The organism is Polynucleobacter sp. 15G-AUS-farblos (genome assembly GCF_018882445.1).
Classification (GTDB): Bacteria; Pseudomonadota; Gammaproteobacteria; order Burkholderiales; family Burkholderiaceae; genus Polynucleobacter.
Genome location: NZ_JACVOM010000002.1, coordinates 1 through 21,050 on the forward strand (window position 1 = coordinate 1; position 21,050 = coordinate 21,050).

Annotated in this window: 23 protein-coding genes; 7 read left to right on the plus strand and 16 right to left on the minus strand. The window is 44.9% G+C overall.

Features of this window, described 5'->3' with window-relative positions:
- The coding region (locus tag ICN41_RS03300; protein ID WP_255537876.1) for a phosphopantetheine-binding protein at window positions 1–374 on the plus strand (374 nt) is incomplete at its 5' end.
- Window positions 375–536: 162 nt separating this feature from the next.
- Window positions 537–731 carry a hypothetical protein gene (locus tag ICN41_RS03305; protein WP_216291408.1) on the plus strand — a complete coding sequence of 65 codons (195 nt, stop codon included), beginning with the start codon at window positions 537–539 and terminating at the stop codon, window positions 729–731.
- 53 nt (window positions 732–784) lie between these two features.
- On the opposite strand, the gene ICN41_RS03310 is transcribed toward ICN41_RS03305, so the two are convergent.
- The 4 genes from ICN41_RS03310 to ICN41_RS03325 form a co-directional block, all read right to left on the minus strand.
- Window positions 785–2,815, minus strand: a complete 2,031-nt coding sequence (locus ICN41_RS03310) for a bifunctional (p)ppGpp synthetase/guanosine-3',5'-bis(diphosphate) 3'-pyrophosphohydrolase (protein WP_216291409.1) — start codon at window positions 2,813–2,815, stop codon at window positions 785–787.
- A 16-nt stretch (window positions 2,816–2,831) separates the two neighbouring features.
- Entirely contained in the window at window positions 2,832–4,646 is a 1,815-nt protein-coding gene (locus tag ICN41_RS11440) for an alpha/beta fold hydrolase (RefSeq protein WP_216291410.1), read from the minus strand.
- A gap of 72 nt (window positions 4,647–4,718) precedes the next feature.
- Window positions 4,719–5,369 carry a CoA transferase subunit B gene (locus tag ICN41_RS03320; RefSeq protein ID WP_216291411.1) on the minus strand — a complete coding sequence of 217 codons (651 nt, stop codon included), beginning with the start codon at window positions 5,367–5,369 and terminating at the stop codon, window positions 4,719–4,721.
- Between the two features lie 32 nt (window positions 5,370–5,401).
- On the minus strand, window positions 5,402–6,103 hold the full coding sequence (locus ICN41_RS03325; RefSeq protein ID WP_216291412.1) for a CoA transferase subunit A: 702 nt from the start codon (window positions 6,101–6,103) through the stop codon (window positions 5,402–5,404).
- Window positions 6,104–6,259: 156 nt separating this feature from the next.
- Here ICN41_RS03325 and ICN41_RS03330 point away from each other — a divergent pair, with 156 nt between their 5' ends.
- The 4 genes from ICN41_RS03330 (at window position 6,260) to ICN41_RS03345 (ending at window position 9,822) form a co-directional block, all read left to right on the plus strand.
- Window positions 6,260–7,930, plus strand: a complete 1,671-nt coding sequence (locus tag ICN41_RS03330; RefSeq protein ID WP_216291413.1) for an electron transfer flavoprotein-ubiquinone oxidoreductase — start codon at window positions 6,260–6,262, stop codon at window positions 7,928–7,930.
- A 78-nt stretch (window positions 7,931–8,008) separates the two neighbouring features.
- A complete protein-coding gene (gloA, locus tag ICN41_RS03335; RefSeq protein WP_216291414.1) occupies window positions 8,009–8,395 on the plus strand; it encodes a lactoylglutathione lyase in 387 nt (128 codons plus the stop codon).
- Between the two features lie 6 nt (window positions 8,396–8,401).
- A complete protein-coding gene (locus tag ICN41_RS03340; protein ID WP_216291415.1) occupies window positions 8,402–9,571 on the plus strand; it encodes a GNAT family N-acetyltransferase in 1,170 nt (389 codons plus the stop codon).
- Window positions 9,568–9,822, plus strand: coding sequence for a DUF1289 domain-containing protein (locus ICN41_RS03345; protein ID WP_216291416.1), 255 nt, complete (start codon window positions 9,568–9,570; stop codon window positions 9,820–9,822). The genes ICN41_RS03340 and ICN41_RS03345 overlap by 4 nt, the downstream gene beginning before the upstream one ends.
- A 41-nt stretch (window positions 9,823–9,863) precedes the next feature.
- Here the strand turns inward: ICN41_RS03345 and ICN41_RS03350 are convergent, their stop codons facing one another.
- Together ICN41_RS03350 and ICN41_RS03355 are read right to left on the minus strand one after the other, a co-directional pair.
- Window positions 9,864–11,471 carry an ABC-F family ATPase gene (locus tag ICN41_RS03350; RefSeq protein ID WP_216291417.1) on the minus strand — a complete coding sequence of 536 codons (1,608 nt, stop codon included), beginning with the start codon at window positions 11,469–11,471 and terminating at the stop codon, window positions 9,864–9,866.
- A gap of 93 nt (window positions 11,472–11,564) precedes the next feature.
- Window positions 11,565–12,275: a queuosine precursor transporter gene (locus ICN41_RS03355; protein ID WP_216291418.1), complete on the minus strand. Its 711-nt coding sequence runs from the start codon at window positions 12,273–12,275 to the stop codon at window positions 11,565–11,567.
- Window positions 12,276–12,370: 95 nt separating this feature from the next.
- On the opposite strand from ICN41_RS03355, the gene ICN41_RS03360 reads away from it, so the two are divergent.
- On the plus strand, window positions 12,371–13,549 hold the full coding sequence (locus ICN41_RS03360) for an acyl-CoA dehydrogenase (RefSeq protein ID WP_216291419.1): 1,179 nt from the start codon (window positions 12,371–12,373) through the stop codon (window positions 13,547–13,549).
- A gap of 4 nt (window positions 13,550–13,553) precedes the next feature.
- Here the strand turns inward: ICN41_RS03360 and mnmH are convergent, their stop codons facing one another.
- Genes mnmH through soxB form a run of 10 tightly spaced genes read right to left on the minus strand, consistent with a single transcriptional unit; the run spans window position 13,554 to window position 21,045 of the window.
- The gene (gene mnmH, locus ICN41_RS03365; protein WP_216291420.1) at window positions 13,554–14,627 is read right to left on the minus strand and encodes a tRNA 2-selenouridine(34) synthase MnmH; all 1,074 of its coding nucleotides are present in this window, start codon (window positions 14,625–14,627) and stop codon (window positions 13,554–13,556) included.
- 5 nt (window positions 14,628–14,632) lie between these two features.
- Window positions 14,633–15,055, minus strand: a complete 423-nt coding sequence (locus tag ICN41_RS03370; protein WP_216291421.1) for a thioesterase family protein — start codon at window positions 15,053–15,055, stop codon at window positions 14,633–14,635.
- 11 nt (window positions 15,056–15,066) lie between these two features.
- Window positions 15,067–15,411 carry a TIGR01244 family sulfur transferase gene (locus ICN41_RS03375; RefSeq protein ID WP_216291422.1) on the minus strand — a complete coding sequence of 115 codons (345 nt, stop codon included), beginning with the start codon at window positions 15,409–15,411 and terminating at the stop codon, window positions 15,067–15,069.
- Between the two features lie 49 nt (window positions 15,412–15,460).
- Window positions 15,461–15,898 (minus strand): YeeE/YedE family protein, encoded by a 438-nt coding sequence (locus tag ICN41_RS03380; protein ID WP_216291423.1) that lies wholly within the window; start codon window positions 15,896–15,898, stop codon window positions 15,461–15,463.
- 7 nt (window positions 15,899–15,905) lie between these two features.
- On the minus strand, window positions 15,906–16,337 hold the full coding sequence (locus tag ICN41_RS03385) for a YeeE/YedE family protein (RefSeq protein ID WP_216291424.1): 432 nt from the start codon (window positions 16,335–16,337) through the stop codon (window positions 15,906–15,908).
- 21 nt (window positions 16,338–16,358) lie between these two features.
- Window positions 16,359–17,480, minus strand: coding sequence for a YeeE/YedE family protein (locus ICN41_RS03390; protein WP_216291425.1), 1,122 nt, complete (start codon window positions 17,478–17,480; stop codon window positions 16,359–16,361).
- Between the two features lie 22 nt (window positions 17,481–17,502).
- Entirely contained in the window at window positions 17,503–17,820 is a 318-nt protein-coding gene (locus tag ICN41_RS03395) for a hypothetical protein (protein WP_255537877.1), read from the minus strand.
- A 60-nt stretch (window positions 17,821–17,880) separates the two neighbouring features.
- The gene (locus ICN41_RS03400; RefSeq protein WP_255537878.1) at window positions 17,881–18,801 is read right to left on the minus strand and encodes an MBL fold metallo-hydrolase; all 921 of its coding nucleotides are present in this window, start codon (window positions 18,799–18,801) and stop codon (window positions 17,881–17,883) included.
- Window positions 18,802–18,844: 43 nt separating this feature from the next.
- The gene (locus ICN41_RS03405; protein WP_216291427.1) at window positions 18,845–19,282 is read right to left on the minus strand and encodes a DsrE family protein; all 438 of its coding nucleotides are present in this window, start codon (window positions 19,280–19,282) and stop codon (window positions 18,845–18,847) included.
- 32 nt (window positions 19,283–19,314) lie between these two features.
- Window positions 19,315–21,045, minus strand: a complete 1,731-nt coding sequence (soxB, locus tag ICN41_RS03410) for a thiosulfohydrolase SoxB (protein ID WP_216291428.1) — start codon at window positions 21,043–21,045, stop codon at window positions 19,315–19,317.
- Window positions 21,046–21,050 lie beyond the last annotated feature (5 nt).

A 21,050-nucleotide genomic window follows, 5' to 3' on the forward strand; every position in this document is an offset into this window, starting at 1 on the left:
TTGTCAGCTTAGAGCGCTTACCTTTAACGCCGAATGGCAAGCTAGATCGCCGGGCACTACCAGAGCCTTCTGGTCAGAGTGAGGCCACCTATCGTGCACCACGCACTAGCACTGAGAGTTTGTTATGTACCCTCTTTAGTGAGCTCACAGGTACTACTCCAGTAGGTTTAGATGATAGTTTTTTTGCGATTGGGGGACATTCTCTATTAGCAATGAAGCTAGTTGCAAAGTTACGAGAAAAGCTGGGAATTACCTTGCCACTACGGACCCTGTTTGAGAGTCCCAACCCAGAAGCCTTAGCGCAGCGCTTGGAGGCAAATACTGCTAATGTTGGAAAAAAATCACGAATTAAAGCAGGAATGGGTCGAATTTAGTAAAAATGCCTCAATTTAGTGCAAAAAACATATAAGTTAATAAATAAAGCTGTAAGTTTCTACCCTGAAGTTAAGATCTAGTAGATTAGATTTCATGAGAATGAAATAAATACTTCCTATCATCAAGCACTTAAAGCTTGATCCACTCTTTGGGAACAGTTTATGTTACTTAAAATTTTGTTAATTGCCGCGATTGTTGGTGCCTCCATGGCTTTTATTTTCGGTAATCGTACAAAAGAAGATGCCGCCACCGGTGCAGCAGGTGGCGTACTAGTTGCTCTGACATTTATTGTTCAGTTATTCTTCTTTGGCGTTATGTCAATTGCAGGTATTTGGCTGGTATCTCGCATACTGTAATTTTGGAGTGCTTACCTCGCTAACGCCTTAGTTAGTAGAGTTTTCTGGTCAGACTAGCGTCTACGCACTTGGGTAACACCCTTAACTGCCTCAAGACTATTTTGAACCAGACGAAGTGCTTCTGAATCCTTCACTTCAATGGTTAAAAGGATACGAGCAAGGCCTTTTTTAGCAGATTTACGTAAATCAATTACATGAACACCCTGTCTTGTCAGGATCTCAAACAACTCCCGCATCAGCTCAGGTCGATCTACACCAGCCACCACTAAATCCGCTGGAAATACTCGCTTTTGTTCATCATTTGGAGAGGCTTGCACTGCAGAGGATGTCCATGCAGTTTGTATTACTCGCTCAGGCGCTCTCTCTAAGAGACCTCTAAAGGTTTTACAGTTGCGACGATGAATTGAAATGCCTCTACCCTGAGTGACGAATCCAGCAATAGCATCTGGAGGCACCGGTCTACAGCAACGAGCTAATTGGGTTAATAAAGAATCCACACCGACAACGAGCACATCACCACTTTGAGCCTGCTTTCTGCTGCTATTGCGCAGAACTATTTCAGGAGTCACTGCTGGTTTTAAATCTGCAGTCGTTTCAGATTTTGCTTCAACTGACTTGGTCGTCTGACCCGCCTCTTCATCATCCAAGGCATTAAACCAAGCGCGCACTCTTTGGCGGGCTCTTTGCGAGCGCAAATAGTTTTTATCAGGGCTAATCCAGTCTCGTGATGGACCGCCATCTTTAACCACAATGATTTCAACGGTTTGTCCATTTTGCAAAGAGGTACCGAGCGGCACCATAGCACCATCAACCCTTGCGCCTCGGCAGCGATGACCTAAGTTGGTATGAACGGCGTAAGCAAAATCAATTGGAGTGGAGCCCTTCTCCAAAGAAATCACTTTACCTAAAGGAGTGAGCACATAAATATGATCATCAATCTCATGGTGCTTTAATTGTTCCCAAGCATCTTCTTTCCATGAAATCAGCTGCCTCGCCCATGCAATCTGACGCTCATAAGCAACCTCTGCACTATGTGTTCCCGCTTGGTGGGAAATATTGGATTTATTGGATTTAATTGGATTGGGCGGCGTAGCCATACCTACATAAGCACCCTCCTTATAACGCCAGTGAGCAGCTAAACCGTATTCAGCCTGCTGATGCATTTCTTGAGTGCGCACTTGTATTTCAAATGCGGTGCCATCCTCATTCATGACTACCGTATGAAGTGATTGGTATCCATTAGGTTTAGGCCTTGCAATGTAGTCATCAAACTCACGTGGCACTGGCTGCCAAACATTATGAACAATTCCTAATACGGCGTAGCAAGATTTGACATCGTCTACAAGCACCCGAAACGCCCGCACATCGTAGAGATTGGCAAAGTCTAGTGACTTGCCCTGCATCTTTTTCCAGATACTGTAGATATGCTTAGGTCTACCCAATACCTCACCATCAATTTGGGCTGCTTTTAATTCAGATTGAAGTTCAATCACGATTTGATCAATAAATGCCTGTCGCTCAATTCGCTTTGCATCCAACATCTTGGCAATCTCGCGATACGTATCCGGGGACAAAACCCTGAAGGCCAGGTCTTCCATCTCCCACTTCATCTGCCAGATACCCAAGCGATTAGCAAGGGAGGCATCGATATTCAGTATTTCTTGAGCCCAAGCGGCAGGCATCAGCATATTTTCTTGAGTCACCCAACGCAAGGTTTGTAAGCGTGAAGCGAGATAGATCAATACCACTCGTAAATCATCACCAAATGCCAACAGCATTTTGCGTAGCATCTCTTCTTGACCAGTAACGCTAAGGCCGCCATCATCCCGCACCAGTTTTGCCTGAGCTTGACGTAAACCTCGATAACCGATTAATAACTTCGCAGACTCTTCACCTATTAACTTGATGAGCGCCTCTTTACCATGTGTGCGCGCAATATTACGAGCTGCAATTAAGGTGGCCTCATCTAAATTAAGCGCTTGAAGAATTTGCAAGACGCCAGCCGAATGAATTTCTGCAGGCTCACCATACCAAGCATCAACTATGGTTGCTGCATTGACTGATTTGCTTGAAGAATTTGCCATTGGCAAGGAGAATGAATTATCCGAAAAACTCTTTGGCCAAAGCAATTTGCTCTGCTTTTACAAACGCGGGAGCATGTCCCACATTAGGAATCTCAATGCTGCGCGCGTAAGGATTGACCTTACACATTTCTGCCACCGTAGCGGCAGACAGTAAATCCGAATTTCCGCCGCGTACGATCAGCATTGGAATATGAATCTGCTTGAATGCATGCCACATAGCCATTTCACCTGCCTTAGCCATAATCGGATTGACTGAAGCAAAAGGTACCGAGATATCAGCGTCGTAATGCATTACCCATTTGCCATCACGCTGAATCATCATTGGCCCGTTATAAACCTCCCACTCTTCCGGCGTGTGGTCGCCAAAAGTAGCGCAGATTTGATTCAATTTATCTAAGGCCTCTTCTCGATTTGCAAAAGCAAATGGTTGCCCTACGTAAGAACCTAGACGCGCAATTGCCTCGGGTTCAATACGTGGACCCACATCATTAATTAACATTTTACGAATCGGCGAATGAGGCATGGATGCATATACCATGCCAATTAATCCCCCCATCGAGGTCCCAAACCAATTGATCTGAGTAACGCCGAGGTGCTTCACTAATTGCACCATATCTGTCACATACTGGGGAACGGCATACATCATGGGGTTAGAAAGTCGATCTGACTCGCCACGCCCTACAACATCAGGGCAAACCACGTAGTAATCCTGACACATGGCTTGTGCCAAGGTTTTGAAGTCACTGCCGCGCCTGGTTAAGCCATGCACACATACTAAAACCTTAGGATTGGATGGATCACCCCAAGCGTGATAAGCCATACGATGCTTTGTATCACCGCTCGAGCACTCTACAAAAAAGGTATCGCCATTATGAAATTGGCTACTAGCAACAGCAGGGCTATCTTGATGATCATGATCATCATCCATGCCAACCTCTTCTGGCTGTAAGGTCACATGATCAATACCATGCTTATCCAACAACATCGTATTAATGCGAGACATGATGGCAGGCCACTCTTGCATTTGGGCAATTTCAATATGGCCAATTAATGCTGGAAAACTCGGCGTCATTTCCCATACATGCAAATCATGCACAGCCAATACACCGGGAACATTTTTTAAATCCCTACCTACCGCCAAGTAATCAATATGGAGTGGCACACCCTCCATTAAGAAATGATAAGACTCAAGAAGAATCGAAATCGTGGATTTCAGGATCAATAAAGAAACCAAAATGGAAAGGATTGCATCAATCGGCATCCAGCCAGTCAGCTGAATCACAACACCGGCAAAGAGTGCTGCAATCGATCCCAGTAAATCACCCATCACATGTACTAATGCCGCACGGGTATTCACGCTTTTCTTATCCCGTGAGAGCACCCACGCAACGAGCAAATTCATTACGAGACCAATGGCCGCTACAACAGTAACAGTGAGTCCATCAACCTTATGAGGATCGTAGAAGCGTGTAATTGCCTCATAAATAATCCAAACTACTAGAGCAAGCATTGCTAAGCTATTGACAAAAGCAGCTAGAGCCTCTGCTCTGCCAAATCCAAAGGAATGTTTAGCTGATGGTGGGCGACGAGAAATAATTTGCGCTAGCAAAGCCAAACCTAAAGCAGCGGCATCAGTCACCATATGACCGGCATCGGAAATCAACGCTAAAGAATTAGCAAAGTAGGCTGCAGCACCCTCGACACCAGAAAACCCTAGCGTTAAAACTAAGGCAATGAGTAGGAGATTTTGATTGGAGACTTGCTTGCTATGGGTGTGCTTGGCATCACCCCGCTTATGAGCATGTAGAGAGTGATTATCTGGTGCGCTCATAGAACTCGGTTTTGGAGATGAATGGGGATCAACCATGGTGATCCCATTATTTCATTCATCCTTAGAGATTGCTTAAAAACCCGAGGTATCAACAGGGGCACCTGTTTTAGCGATAACTTCTTCTTTAGTCACGCCCGGAGCCAATTCCACCAGGTTCAAGCCAGCAGCTGTGATATCCAGAACACAAAGATCCGTAATGATTTGACTAATGACTCGCACGCCAGTTAAGGGCAATGTGCACTTAGGCAGAATCTTCAACTCTTCCGTACCGTCTTTCTTCTTTGCAACGTGTTCCATCATGACAACCACATGCTTTACTCCAGCAACGAGGTCCATTGCACCACCCATACCTTTGACCATTTTTCCTGGAATCATCCAGTTTGCTAAGTCGCCATGCTCACTAACCTGCATTGCTCCCAAGATGGCAATATTGATTTTTCCGCCACGGATCATTCCGAAAGAATCAGCCGAAGAAAAAATAGAGGATCCAGGCAAGGTAGTGATAGTTTGCTTACCTGCATTAATCAAGTCAGCATCAATTGTCTCTTCAGTTGGAAATGGACCAATTCCTAATAAACCATTTTCTGACTGAAGCCATACTTCCATATCTTTTGGCACATGATTGGCCACCAAGGTTGGCATACCAATACCCAAATTGACGTAGTAACCATCTTTTAATTCTTTAGCAGCCCTTGCCGCCATTTCATCTCTAGTCCAAGGCATATCAATCTTCCTAAATATTCTGTTCTGGGGAATTAAGCACTTGCAGTCAATGTGCGTTGCTCAATGCGCTTCTCAGGGGTCTTATTCACAACCAAGCGGTGTACATAGATGCCAGGCGTATGAATTTGATCTGGGTCTAACTGACCATTCTCAACAATCTCTTCCACTTCTGCCACAGTAATCTTTCCAGCCATTGCAACAACAGGGTTGAAATTGCGGGCGGTATAGCGATAAATTAAGTTACCTGATTTATCCGCTTTCCAAGCTTTTACTAATGAGATATCGGAAACAATGGCACGTTCCATAATGTACTTCTCACCATCAAATTCTTTTTCTTCTTTACCTTCAGCGACTAGAGTTCCTACACCTGTTTTAGTGTAGAAAGCAGGAATACCGCAACCACCCGCGCGCAGCTTTTCCGCCAAGGTGCCTTGTGGAGTAAATTCCAACTCCAACTCGCCGGCTAAATATTGACGCTCAAATTCTTTGTTTTCGCCAACATAGGAAGCCACCATTTTCTTAACTTGACGTGAATTCAAGAGGAGGCCCAAACCAAAACCATCAACGCCCGCATTATTGGCAATAGCGGTCAGGTTTTGCGCGCCTAAGGTTTTCACAGCCTCAATCAAGGCCTCTGGAATTCCGCAAAGACCAAAACCACCAACGGCGATTTTTTGCCCGTCTTTCAAGATATCCCTCAGAGCATCGACTGCCGATGGGTAAGTTTTATTCATAACATTTGTCCTAATATTGCAAAAAGGGTAAAAAAGTAATCATAACGCCTCAGCCTCCTCAACCCAGCCCGTCGAAGCACTAGTTTGATTTTTGCCAGATAGAACTAAACTAATGGGGCTAAAAGCCTTATTTTTCGGAAAAATCGGAGAAATCGAATGAATTCTGTACAGCTGTTGGAACAATTTGGACCCAGGGACTCAATGGACTATGACCTGGTGATTGTGGGCGGAGGTCCTGCTGGCCTTTCTGCTGCAATTAAAGCCAAACAGCTCGCCTTAGAAAGCGGTAAAGAAATCAGCGTTTGCGTTCTTGAAAAAGGCTCAGAAATTGGTGCCCATATATTGTCAGGAGCCGTGATGGATCCTAAGGCTCTTACGGAGCTCTTCCCTAACTGGAAAGAATTAGGCGCGCCACTCGATATACCTGTTACGCAAGATCAATTTCTGTTTCTAACGGCAGAGAATTCATTTCAAGTTCCCAACTGGATGCTGCCCCACTGTTTTAAAAATGAAGGCAACTACATTGTTAGTCTTGCTAATGTGACACGCTGGCTTGGACAGCAAGCAGAAAATCTCGGCGTAGAAATTTTCCCGGGATTTCCGGCTGCAGAAATTCTATATGATGATCAAGGTGCAGTATGTGGCGTCATTACTGGGTCAATGGGTATCGATAAAGATGGTGAGCCCACTGATCAATTTCAACTCGGCATGGAATTGCGTGGAAAGTATACTCTCTTTGCCGAAGGAGCACGGGGTCACCTTGGCAAACAATTGATCGCAAAATTCGCCTTAGATAAGGATGCCGATCCTCAAAGTTACGGTATTGGCATCAAAGAGCTCTGGGAAGTAGAACCGTCTAAGAGCAAGCCTGGTCTGGTGGTTCATACAGCGGGCTGGCCACTAGAAAGTGATACTTATGGCGGCTCCTTCTTGTATCACTTAGGCGATAACAAAGTGGCCGTTGGTCTAGTAGTGGGCCTGTCTTACAAGAACCCTTACCTCTCACCCTTTGAAGAATTTCAACGTTATAAATTGCATCCCAAAATTCGGGATACATTCGAGGGTGGTAAGCGTATTGCCTATGGTGCACGTGCATTGACTGCAGGTGGCCTAAATAGCCTACCTAAAACAGTATTTCCGGGTGGTGCTTTAATCGGATGTGATGCTGGGTTCCTGAATGCCTCTCGTATTAAAGGCAGTCATGCAGCGATTAAGACAGGCATGCTTGCTGCAGAAGCAGCAGTAGCGGCGATTAATGAAAATCGCTCTGCTGACATTCTTGCCGCCTACCCTGCTGCATTCCAAAATAGCTGGCTGCATACTGAGCTGAATCAAGCGCGTAACTTTAAACCCTGGATGTCTAAAGGTTTGTATGTAGGCACCCTCATGGTAGGTCTTGAGCAAAAGCTGCTTGGAGGCAATATGCCTTGGACGATTCATTTAAAGCACGCTGACCATGAGTGCTTGGAACCAGCCGCAAAACATCAACCGATTCATTATCCTAAGCCAGATGGAAAGATTACTTTTGATCGTCTCTCCTCGGTATTTATTTCTAATACCAATCACGCTGAGAATCAACCTTCTCACCTCACGCTAAAAGATGCTTCGGTACCGGTTGAATTGAATCTCAAAAACTATGCCGGCCCTGAGCAACGTTACTGCCCAGCAGGCGTTTATGAGTATGTCGAAGCCGATGGCAAACCACGCTTGCAAATTAATTCGCAGAACTGTGTCCATTGCAAAACCTGTGACATCAAAGATCCAAGTCAAAACATTGTGTGGATTACCCCTGAAGGTGGCGGCGGACCAAATTACGCATCAATGTAATTAAGAATCAATAGCCTAGCTCTGATGCTGGGCTTTTCAATTGAGCAAGGTTTAGCATTTCCGTATATATTTAATCTCATGATGATCCTTCACACTATGCTTAGAGTCGGCAACCTGACTCGCTCTATTGATTTTTATACTAAAGTACTTGGCATGAATTTGCTGCGTATGACTGAACGCCCTGATCAACATTATTCGCTCGCGTTTGTCGCTTATGGCAAAGGTAATGCCGATGGTCAATCTGAAATTGAGTTGACCTATAACCATGGTGTGGAATCCTATGAGATGGGTACGGCCTATGGACATATTGCCATTGGTGTTCCTGATGCATATGCGGCTTGTGACAAGATAAAAGCTGCAGGTGGTAATGTCACTCGCGAAGCCGGTCCAGTAAAAGGTGGAGATACCATCATCGCTTTTGTTACCGATCCAGATGGATACAAAATCGAACTCATTCAACGTTGATTTACTGTGAGTGACAAGCAATACCACCTAGAAATAATCGATAAGCTGACTGATGTAACTGCTGCAGAGTGGGATGCACTCCTTCCTACTGATGCAAGCCCCTTTTTGCAGCATGCTTTTTTAAGCACCCTAGAAGAAACAGGCTGCGTTGGTAGTAATACTGGCTGGCAAGTTACTCACCTTGGCTTGTATCAAGCAGATCGCCTTATTGGCGCAATGCCCTTGTACCTAAAGCAACATTCCTACGGAGAGTTTGTCTTTGATTGGTCCTGGGCTCAAGCCTATGAGCAGCAAGGCATGCAGTACTACCCAAAAGCACTCTGCGCCATCCCCTTTACCCCCGTTCAAGGCTCGAGAATCTTATTTGCAGCTGATCAGCCTAAGGCCCAGATTGAAGCGCAACTCATTTCCGGTCTAAAAACCTTGGTTCTGCAAAACAATTTATCGTCTGCTCATATTTTGTTTCCCTTAAGCGAGCAAATTCAAGCCATAGAAGACCAAGGCTTTATGTTGCGAGATTCGGTACAGTTTCATTGGCACAACCAAGACTTCATGAGTTTTGAGCAGTTTTTAGCTGCACTCACCATGAAGCGCCGTAAGAATATTCGACGCGAACGAGAGCATGTTGCTAAAGAAGGTGTTTCTTTTCGACATATTCCTGGTCAATCAGCCAGTGATGAGGACTGGTCATTCTTTTATCGTTGCTATGCCAATACTTACTTCGAGCATCATTCGAGCCCTTACTTGAAGGAAGTTTTTTTTAGACTCCTTGGTCAGCGTATGCCTGAAAACCTGCACCTCATCATTGCCCAGAGAAATGACAAGCCCATTGCTGCCTCGCTATTAGTGGTGGATGCCATTTCCTCGAAAGCCTATGGTCGATATTGGGGTGCAATAGAACATATTCCCCTACTTCATTTTGAGACTGCGTATTACCAGGCGATTGAGTACTGTATCGAGCATGGGATCCAGACCTTTGAAGGTGGCGCCCAGGGTGAACACAAGATGGCGAGAGGATTCTTGCCCACCACCATTCATTCGGCACACTTTATTGCTGACCCCCGTTTTGCAAAGGCAGTAAAACATTTCTTAGATCGTGAGCACCAAGGTATTGGCGCCTATGTGGATGAGCTCGCCGAGCACAGTCCTTTGAAATCCACTAAAGTACATCCATGAATTCTGGAAGCGATAAACCCAACACCCAAGATGGCTCAAACTCACTTTCTACTGGAGATGATGCTTCTGACTCACCCTGTATTGGAGTCTGCACCACTCTTTACGATGAGATCTGCCAAGGTTGTGGGCGCACCCTAGCAGAGGTCAGTAATTGGGTCTTCTATTCCCCAGAAGAAAAGGCAACTGTTTGGCAGCGCATCCGGGCAGATGGAACCGCCCAGCGTTTTCAGAGACAGGTAAAAGAAAAATAAGCCCATCGTATGGGCTTATTTTCTATGAGCGCTAACTGAGCTTAACCTTCAAGAGCCTGACTTCTGAGATATTCCTCGTAAGTACCAGAGTAATCGGTAACGGTACCATCCATCTTCACTTCTAGGATGCGGTTAGCTAGAGCAGATACAAACTCACGGTCATGCGAAACGAAAATGAGTGTGCCATCGAATTTCTCAAGGGCAATTTGCAAACTCTCAATGGATTCCATATCCATATGGTTAGTTGGCTCATCCATTGCTAGGACATTGTATTTTTGGAGCATCAACTTACCCCAAATCATTCGGCCCTTTTCACCACCGGAGAGAACCTTAACGGACTTGCCAATATCGTCGCCTGAAAAAAGTAAGCGGCCCAAGGTGCCACGAATCACTTGATCATCGTCGCCCGTATTGCGCCAATTATTCATCCAATCCATCAGCAATTCGTCTTTAGCAAACATCTCTGTATTGTCTTGAGGCATTACACCAACATTGGCATTTTCTGCCCACTTCACATCACCACTATCTGCAGCTATACCATCAAAACGCTTACTCAGAATTGTTTTCAAGAGAGTTGTCTTACCAGCGCCATTTTGACCAATGATGGCAATCTTCTCACCGGCACGCACGCCCAATTTAAAATTCTTGAAAATAGTACGGTCATAGGACTTGGTCAACGCATTGCACTCGACCGCCATATTGTGAAGTTTCTTCTCAGTATCAAAACGAATAAAAGGGTTCTGACGTGATGAAGGTTTTACTTCAACGACCTCAATCTTCTCTAACTGTCTTTGACGAGATGTTGCTTGACGTGCCTTAGAAGCATTGGCCGAGAATCGCGCCACGAAAGCCGCTAATTCAGCAATTTTTTCTTTCGCTTTAACGTTGTTACTTAATTGTTGTGTTCTTGCCTGTACTGAAGCCAGCATGTAGGAGTCATAGTTTCCAGGATAGACCTTGAGAGTCCCATAGTCCATATCCGCCATATGCGTACAGACTTCATTTAAGAAGTGGCGATCATGCGAAATAATAACGATGGTACTTTTAATTTGATTCAGAATGTCTTCAAGCCAATGAATCGAATGGATATCCAAGTTATTGGTTGGCTCATCTAGCAACAAAACATCAGGATCAGAAAAAAGTGCTTGTGCTAATAAAACGCGTAGCTTCCAACCTGGTGCAACATTGCTCATTGGGCCATCGTGTTGCTCAATCGGAATACCAATTCCTAGGAGTAACTCTCCTGCTTTAGCTTCAGCGGTGTAACCACCATATTCAGCATACTTACCCTCAAGCTCAGCAGCCTTCATGTAATCTTCATCTGTCGCTTCAGCGTTTGCGTAAATGGCATCGCGTTCCGCTGCAGCCTTCCACATTTCCTCATGACCCATCATGACGACATCCAATACGCGGACATCTTCATAGGCAAATTGATCTTGACGCAACTTACCCAAACGAATACCAGGATCAAGGCTCACATTGCCACTAGTAGGCTCAAGCTCGCCACCCAGAATTTTCATGAAGGTAGATTTACCGCATCCGTTTGCGCCAATAAGGCCATAGCGATTACCGCCGCCAAACTTTACGGAAATGTTTTCGAACAAGGGCTTTGCCCCAAACTGCATAGTGATATTAGATGCTGACAGCACGGATGTTTTCTAGCTTTCTGAAATTCAATTGAGCGCCCTACTTTATGGGGCAAAGACCATTATTTTAACGGGTTAGGAAAACCCAGGCTCAAATTAAACTTTGACCCGAAATGGGGTGAAATCAGTGTGAATATCGTAAAAATCCTGATTTTCCTTGCGCTTTAAGAATCCCACCACCCAATAAGTGAGTGGAGTCGCCAAGATTTCCCAAGTGGTTTTCAAAACATACTGAGCCATAGCCACCTGGATGACCTCTTGAATGGACCATAAACCATAAAAGGCGAGCATATAAAACAGGGAGGAATCCACCAACTCCCCGACTGCTGTTGAGCCGATCGTGCGCATCCATAAGTGGCGCCCCTCTGTCCAAATTTTCATTTTGGCCAAGACGTAGCTATTTGCAAAACTGCCACAGCAAAAGGCTGTCATCGAAGCCAGAGCGATTCGCCAAGAATTCCCAAAAACTGTTTCTAAACCCTGTTGATAATTGGCCATATAAGCGCCGGGAGCAGCCGGTAAAGCGATTACGATTTGCGCCATGATGGCTGCAAAAGCCAAAGCGGCGAAGCCCGCCCAAACCGCCCTTCGGTCATACGCATAACCATAAACCTCAGTCAAAATATCGCCAAAAAAATAGGCGATTGGAAAAAAGAGGATGCCTGCCCCAAAGACTGTTGAACCAAAGTAAGGTAAATCTACTACTGCCGCCTTTCCTGCCCCAATAAAGTTAGAACAGAGTAAAACAACTACAAAGGCGGCCAAAATGAGGTCGTAGTAGCGATGGTGGCGTCTCGGTGCGTCCATAAGCTTAAAAAAATGGATAATAGAAACAAGAATATCTGTATTCCTAGAAATTCGCAGGAAGCAACAAAAAAATAAATTAAAGGATGACTAAAGTAATGAGTAAAGCCAGTTTTCAGTGGGAAGACCCACTTTTGCTTGATACCCAACTGACTGAAGATGAGCGCATGATTCGCGACGCTGCCGCTGAATATGCTCAAGGGCGCTTAATGCCCCGGATTCATGATGCATATCGCAATGAAACCACTGACCCCAGCATCTTTCGTGAAATGGGTGAACTTGGATTACTCGGCATTACGATTCCCGAGCAATATGGTGGTGCTAACCTGAATTATGTTTCCTATGGCTTGATTGCCAGAGAGATTGAGCGTGTAGATTCAGGGTATCGCTCCATGATGAGTGTGCAATCTTCTCTGGTCATGGTGCCGATTAATGAATTTGGTAGCGAAGCTCAAAAACAAAAATACCTTCCTAAATTAGCAACTGGTGAATGGATTGGTTGTTTTGGTTTAACAGAACCTAACTATGGCTCCGACGCCGGTGGCATGATCACGCGCGCCAAAAAGGTTCCGGGTGGCTTTTCTTTGACTGGCTCAAAGATGTGGATCTCTAACTCCCCAATCGCTGATGTTTTTGTGGTGTGGGCAAAAAATGATGAAGGCATCATTCGCGGCTACATTCTAGAAAAAGGCATGAAGGGCTTAAGCGCACCTAAGATCACTGGCAAGATGGGCTTACGCGCCTCCATTACTGGTGAAATCGTGATGGATGAGGTATTTGTCCCAGATGAAAACGAATTCCCTGAGGTTACCGGCCTAAAGGGCCCGTTCACCTGCCTCAATTCAGCTCGCTATGGCATTTCTTGGGGCGCTCTTGGTGCCGCCGAATGGTGTTGGCATGCAGCCCGTCAATACACTATGGATCGCAAGCAATTTGGTAAGCCATTAGCGTCCAATCAGCTGATTCAGAAAAAATTGGCTGATATGCAAACAGAAATTACTTTAGCCCTTCAGGGTTGCTTGCGCTTAGGCCGCATGAAAGATGAAGGCATTGCTGCCCCAGAAATTACCTCCATCATGAAACGCAACTCCTGCGGTAAATCCCTGGATATTGCACGGATGGCGCGTGATATGCATGGCGGTAACGGCATCTCTGACGAGTACGGCGTTGTTCGTCACATGCTCAATCTTGAAGTAGTTAACACTTATGAAGGCACGCATGATATTCACGCGCTAATTCTAGGTCGTGCGCAAACAGGCATTCAAGCCTTTAGTTAAGGTACTAAGTTCCAAGCTTTTCTACGATGGCCTTTGCTGATTGAGCAAAGGCCTCGTCACTATCACTCTCCAGAAGTACGTAGCGATCTGAGCTGTAAGCCGGAAAGTTGCGAACGATAGATGATGAATAGGATGGGTCATAGTGTTTGACCAATAGCTCCTCTACCAATTGGGGAAAATTTCCTGCATCAATGGCTTCTGACCATTGTGCAATTTGCACCTTTCCATAATGCGCCGTGAGTAGTGCTAACTTGTTCTTGAAGTGATTGGTATCAGTTAAAAAGTGGTGGTACTCCCGAATTAACCACGACACTCTAGTAGCAGTGCTAGATCTCAACTCAATGCAAGATCCGCTGCGGATTTTCTCCATCAAGGCATCAGGCACATGCACGCCGCCCACCTTTTTACTCTCAGACTCCACATACACCGGCCTACTTGGGTCTAAAGATCGAAGAGCATTCCACATGGCAGTCTCAAAACCTTTTTGCGAAGGCTGATCGATCAGCGGTTCATTACCAAGCACTGAGCCCCGATGTAGCGCCAGAGCCTCAAGATCTAGCACCTGGGCACCCAAGGCTTTAATTTCTTGTAAGACTCTTGTCTTTCCACTGCCAGTCATACCGCAGATCACCTGAAAGGAGAACTGCTTGGCATCAAGCTCAAGGCCATCGATGACAGTTCGTCTAAACCCTTGGTATCCCCCTTCGAGTTGCATCGCCTTCCAGCCTATGCGATTCAGAATATGGGTAAAGGCTCCGCTACGCTCCCCGCCGCGCCAACAATAAATCAACGGACGCCATTCACGTGAATAGTCTAAAAAATGATTCTCTAGATGATTGGCAATATTACGAGAGACTAATGCGGCTCCAAGCTTTTTAGCAGCAAATGGAGATTCTTGTTTATATAAGGTACCAATCTGAGCACGCTCTTCATTATTCAGAACTGGATAATTCACTGCTCCAGGAATATGATCTAGAGCAAATTCTGCTGGGGAGCGAACATCGATCACCAAATCAAAATGATCAAGTTGATTAAGAAACTGATCTGACTTTAAGATGTGCGGGTTGCTTGGCTGCATACGCTTTATGAGCGCAATATCTGCAGAATATGCTCTGGCCAAGGAGCAGACTGATTGGTAGTGAGATCAACCCAAACCATCGTCGCCCCTCCTTCAGCCACAAGCGTCTCTGGAGCGGTCGTCAAATACATCTCTGTATAGACATCCAAACTTGATCTTCCTATTGCTCCGATAGAAGTCTTCAAAATGAGTTCACCGGGATAGGAGAGTTGTTGATAGAAATTACAAAATCCGTTGATCATCAACATGGATTCGCGACCAGGGGCAACACTGTATCCAAGAGAGGTAATCCACTCTACCCTAGCCTGCTCCATATACCGAAAGTAAATGGTGTTGTTGACATGCCCGTAGGCATCCATATCGCCCCAGCGAATAGGCATGAGCATTTCATGCACTACTCTTTTTTCAGCGGGGATCGTAATGCGCATCTGAGATGGACTTAGCCCAATTGCATCGCAAGATGGTACAAATTAGTTGAGCGTGCTCCTGAGCGACAAAATGCCAAGACAGGTCCAGGCATTGTTTTCAGCAAGCGCGCCATTTCTTGAACCTGCGCCGGTGTAATTGCGCTGGGCACAACCGGTAAGTAAGCGTAGTTCAAACCCAATCTCTCTGCTTCAGCTTGTATCGATGCATTAGAGGGTTGGCTTGGGCCAGCTTCGCCATCAGGACGATTATTTATGACGCTTTTGTACCCTTGCTGAGCAATCTCAGCAAGGTGGCTGGGATCAATCTGGCCAAGCGTACCAAATTGACTTGTATGACAGCTAATAGGAAGACTCATAAGACCCTCGAAACGAGCAAGATTGAAAAAAGACAGTAAGAATTCTAAATCAGACTTGCTTACGATGGCCTGTAAAAAAACGTTCGCAAAGATGCATCCCGGCAAGCATCGCAAGCACAAATACTAATGCCTTTAAATGACCAGCGCCTAAGGCAACAATTGCCGGCCCCGGACAGAATCCCGCCAAACCCCAACCAGCACCAAATATAAAGCTACCAATAACTAGAGGACGTGAGATATCTCTTCTAGTAGGAATATGAAAGACACCCCCAAAGAAAGCTTCGCTACGCTTGCTAGCCAAAAAGAAACCAGCTAATCCTACCAAAACTGCACCACCCATGACAAATATTAAAGAAGGATCCCATAAGCCTGCGAGATCTAAAAAGCTTTGGATCTTCATTGGGTTGGTCATGCCGGAAATGATCAGGCCCCATCCGAATAAAACGCCAATGGCATATTGACTAATAAGGCTAAAGTGTTTTTTCATGATGAGCTTAGATGAGGTGGCGAATAATAAAAACTACTAAAAAACCAGCAGTCATAAAAGAGAGTGTTGCCACTAAAGAGCGTGGCGATAAGCGGGATAAACCACATATCCCATGGCCGCTCGTGCAACCTGAACCATACTGAACACCAAAACCTACCAGTAAACCAGCAACAATTACCGTTACCCAGCTGGCATCGACCTCAATAACTGGAAAAATACCAAAAATCAGGGCTGCTAAAAAAGAAGAAGTAAGTAAGCCAAGAGCAAATGCCAAGCGCCAAGACCAATCCCCTACCTTAGGATGCAATAGACCAGAAACAATGCCACTAATACCCAAAATACGGCCATGCAAGATTACATAAAGGGCTGCGGCAACACCTAATATCATTCCACCCAATAGGGATGGGATAGGAGTAAATGACAACCAGTCGATTTGCATTAAAAGTCCAATCTATAGTGATTAACTGCAGGGATTAGGGGCAAGTCGGAATTGCAAATATCGCAAGCCGAGATATGCTCCAAAAATAAAACCTGGAAGCGCTAAGAACGATCCAAGTGCCAAAGTAGAAATCCCACTTAAGCCTTGACCAACAGTGCAGCCTATAGCGGTAACACCACCAAAGCCCATTAAGCATGCACCCACCAAATGACTAGCTGTATCTTCTGCGTTTCGAAATGATTCCCAACGAAATGACTTAGTCAAAATAGCTACAGCAGCCGATCCTAGAATCATTCCGAGCACTGCAATAATGCCGACAGTAAGAACTTTTGAAGTATCACTAAACATCATGAGCCAATCAAGTGAGTAGGCGTATGGCGCAACAAAGGAAAGGCTTTCCATTCTTCCTGAGTTGGTCAATAAGAAAACTTCCTCTAAAGTATTTGGATCCTCAGCTACGTATCCTAGATTTCCTGAAACCCACCAGACTGCGCAAATCGCTAAGCCTACAGCTACACCAGCAAACAGATTTTCAATGGTCCAAAATACTTTACTCGCCAAGGCATAGGCAATAAAGGCAAAACCTACTATGAGACCTAGAGCTAGGTGTAAATTGGCTCTTGCGATTCCAGTAATAGCGCTGAAAATACTGGGTAAATCTTGCGGCGTATTTAACGTAATGAAAACAGTGTCTAGTGTATTAATGCGAATCACGCCTAAAAAGCCCCGCATCGTCATATAGGCAGTTAAACCCAAAACCATAAATACAATGATTGACTTCAAGTTACCACCACCAATGCGTACTAAAGTCTTACTGCCGCACCCTGAGGAAAGAACCATTCCAATACCAAACAAAATACTGCCAATAATGGTTGAGAGCCAAAGCAACTTATTACCAGTGTAAACGCTCTTTAATGGGTCAATTAACCCAAAATAAGACATCAAGGCAAAGCCCACAATAGCCACACCAATTGCTAGGAACCATTGCCTTAGACGATCCCAGCTAGACATAATAAAAATGTCGGAAACTGCACCCATACTGCAAAAGCCAGTTTTCTGCATCACCGCACCAAGCAAAAAGGTAATTACAAAAGTAGCCCAAAGAACGGACTTTCCTAGCGAAGCAATATCTACAACTTCCATGATGAATAAATTCTAAAAAATATTAAGGTTTAAATTTGTAAAACTGTTGATTGAGGAAGGCAACTACATCGACCTCATCTTCTGGAAAAAGATCTAGACGTAATTCAGTGTTACAAAGGCTCACCATTCTTTTCAAATTGGCAATCGACTTGACTTTGCTATCTGAGCGGGTGTAAATCATGTCACCATTTCCAAAGCCGGTTTTTTTGGCATGGCAGGCGTAACACTTTTCTTGATCAATCTTTTTACCATGAGCAATATCTGGCGCTGAATGTGCAGGCAATGAAATGGCAAAAAGTACACAAACAAAAAAGATGGGGAGGGAAATTGGTAATTTCATTAGAAATCAATCATTTAGCGAATTAAATGACTATTTTAATGCCCTACGGGTAAATTTGCCTTATTCCGCCTGAATCGAGAGGTAAACGTTATAGGCATTCATGCGATTCGCTGCCCTAAACAAGGGCATTCCTTCATATTCAGACCAATCCGCCTGCTGGTAGGCTTCATCGAAAGGATCTAAGTCAATGGCTGCCTTAGACATTGATTCGCGTAGATACTTTAAATAATTTCTTGTAAAAGCAATATCCTCACCGGGTTTAGTTGAGTATGCGCCATGCCCCGGTATAACAATTTGAGGGTTCAGCTTTTCAATCTCGTCTAGGGCGCTTATCCACCCTTTGCTATCCGCATTACCCACAAAAGGAATGCGTCCTCTAAATACCAAGTCTCCAGCAAAAAGTACTTTTTCAGAGGGTACATAGACCATTAAATCCTCAGGCGCATGTGCAGGACCCACCCTGCTGATAAGAAATTCAACCCCACCAATATTCAGCTTGGTTTTCTGATCGATCCAAACATCAGCAGCAACTAGTTGCGTACCAGCATTAACCCAAGGTGCAAAATCTATCCTTGAGGCAATAAGCCGTTGCTTTGCTGTTTCAGAGGAAATGTAATTCCTCCCTTCGCCTTGTGCATAAATTTTAGCGCCGACCTTTTTAAACTCTTGCAAACCATAAACGTGATCGGCATGGTAATGAGTGACGATTACAGCCACAACTTTTTGGTTGGTAACTTTTTTAATTTCCGCCAGTAGCTTTTGCGCCAGAATTGGGGAGCCTAATGCATCAACAACTACCACTCCGCGAGACGTTACAACAAATCCAGCATTGGATATGAAGTTTTGGTTCTCACTACTACCCATTTCCGCCCTACCTTGAACAAAATAGGTATTGGGGGCCACCTTGACAGGCTTTAATTGCAAGATATTAATAGGCTTCGTTTGCCCATAAGCTAAAGCAATAAAGATCAAGGATCCCATAAGGACCCCGGCAAGACTCCTAAAGCAATTCATACAGGAACGCTTAAGGTCGAATGTAGGCAAAGCCATCCTTGTACTGGAGATCGGCAATTCTCACTACGCCTGAGGGCGTGAAATCCGCATCTAAAGTGAATTGATCTTTTTTAAGATTACGATTTTTTAGTGTAATTTCACAAACCTCAAAACGTACACCGCGTGATTTGAGCGCGCCAACTAACGGCGCGTACTCCACGTTATTCTTCTTATCCTTAGCGCCTTCCATGAGGATATCGACACCGTTGGCATGGGTTACCACAATAATCTTAGTTTCCGGTGATACATCCAGATGATTTCGAATATTACGCAAGCCTTTTAGACCTTGAGTATCAGCATCATCAATGTGATAAACCACTTTTGTATTACCAGCAGATTGAGCCAATGCTACAGAGCCAAAACCAAGCACTAATGTAAAAGCAACAATGATAGAAAGTAGTTTTTTCATTTTGATTCTCGTGGGGTTGTATATTAATGTAATTAAATTGGAGCCATGCCAGGGTTACCCTTGACGCCCTTGATGATAGGCTCGTTCAGCTTTACGGCCTTAACTACTTTGACATCACGTAGATGACGTTCAATCACATCCCAAATAGCCTCGCCTCCTGCATTCTTAGCCTCTTCACTTACAGGAGCCCAACCAGCCACTTTGTATGTTTTATTGGCTTCAATTGCCTTGCCATTCAATCGCATATCCGTAATACGCTTACCCGCAGTTTCAGCTGGGTCAATCGTATACTGCAGGCCACCAACACGCACCATGTCACCACCCTGTTGATAGTAGGGGTCAGGATTGAAGAGGTTATCTGCAACGTCCTCAAGAATCGTCTTGATCATTTCGCCATTCATATTCGTTACTGTTGTATATGGATAAGTAATTGCTGTTTGATCAAGCAGATTTTCACGTGTGATTGGCTGTCCTGGCAACAGACTAGTTCCCCAACGGAAGCCTGGTGAGAATGCAATTTCAGCATTCTTCTGCGCCATCAGACCATCTAATATCAGTTGATCAAAACTGCCATTAAAGTTACCGCGCCGATACAAGAGGCCCTCAGTAGTTGCTAGCTTCTCAGTGAGTTTTGCTTCATATGGTGCCCTGACCTTTGCGATCAACTTATTCATCGCTGGGTCTGCTGGAATCATATTGGAGAAGATTGGGAATAGCTTGTAACGGAAATCGACCGGCTTGCCGCCCTTCACATCAAAATCCAATACACCTAAGAATTTACTATTTGACCCCGCATTTGTTACGAGAGTGACCCCACCTGCATTTTTAACCTTGACCGGAATCGGGACGCCATCGTGTGTATGACCACCTAAGATTGCATCTAAACCGCGAACGCGTGATGCCATCTTTAAATCCACATCCATGCCGTTGTGGGAAAGGAGTACTACAACCTTAGCGCCCTTTGATCTCACTTCATCAATCGTCTTTTGCATATTCTCTTCCTGAATACCAAAAGTCCAATCAGGAGTGAAGTAGCGAGGGTTTGCTATCGGTGTGTATGGGAAGGCTTGACCAATGATGGCAACTTGAATTCCGTTCTGCACTTTCATGACATAAGGGTTAAAGACTGCATCCCCAAAATCAGCCGTTTTAATATTTTGCGCAACAAAAGAAACTTTTCCCTTGAAGTCCCCATTGACAATTTCCATGACACGCTTCTCACCAAGAGTCATCTCCCAGTGGGGAGTCATAACATCAACACCCAAGAGCAGCGCTGCATCAACCATATCCTGACCGTTTGTCCAAAGGGATGTACCTGAACCTTGCCAAGTATCACCACCATCCAACAAGAGCGCTCCTGGTCGGCTTGCTTTAATTTGCTTGATTAGAGTTGCCATGTGGGCAAAGCCGCCAACTTTTCCGTAGTTTTGTGCTGCAGCCACATAATCAAGGTAAGTAAAGGCGTGCGCATCACGTGTACCTGGTTTAATGCCATTTGCCTTTAAAAAATATTCTCCGACTAAGTGAGGTGTTTTACCTTCTTGAGCGCCAATGCCAAGGTTGACATTAGGTTCGCGGAAATAAATTGGCAGTAGTTGTGCGTGGCAGTCAGTAAAGTGCAGGAAATGCACATTACCGAACTTCGGCAAATCATAGAATTTCTGCGCTGTAGTTTGTGCGCTAGCAAAATTGGACTGCAAACTCATTCCGCCAGCAGAGGCAATTGCTAACGCCTGCAAAAATTCGCGACGACTTAAAGACATAATAT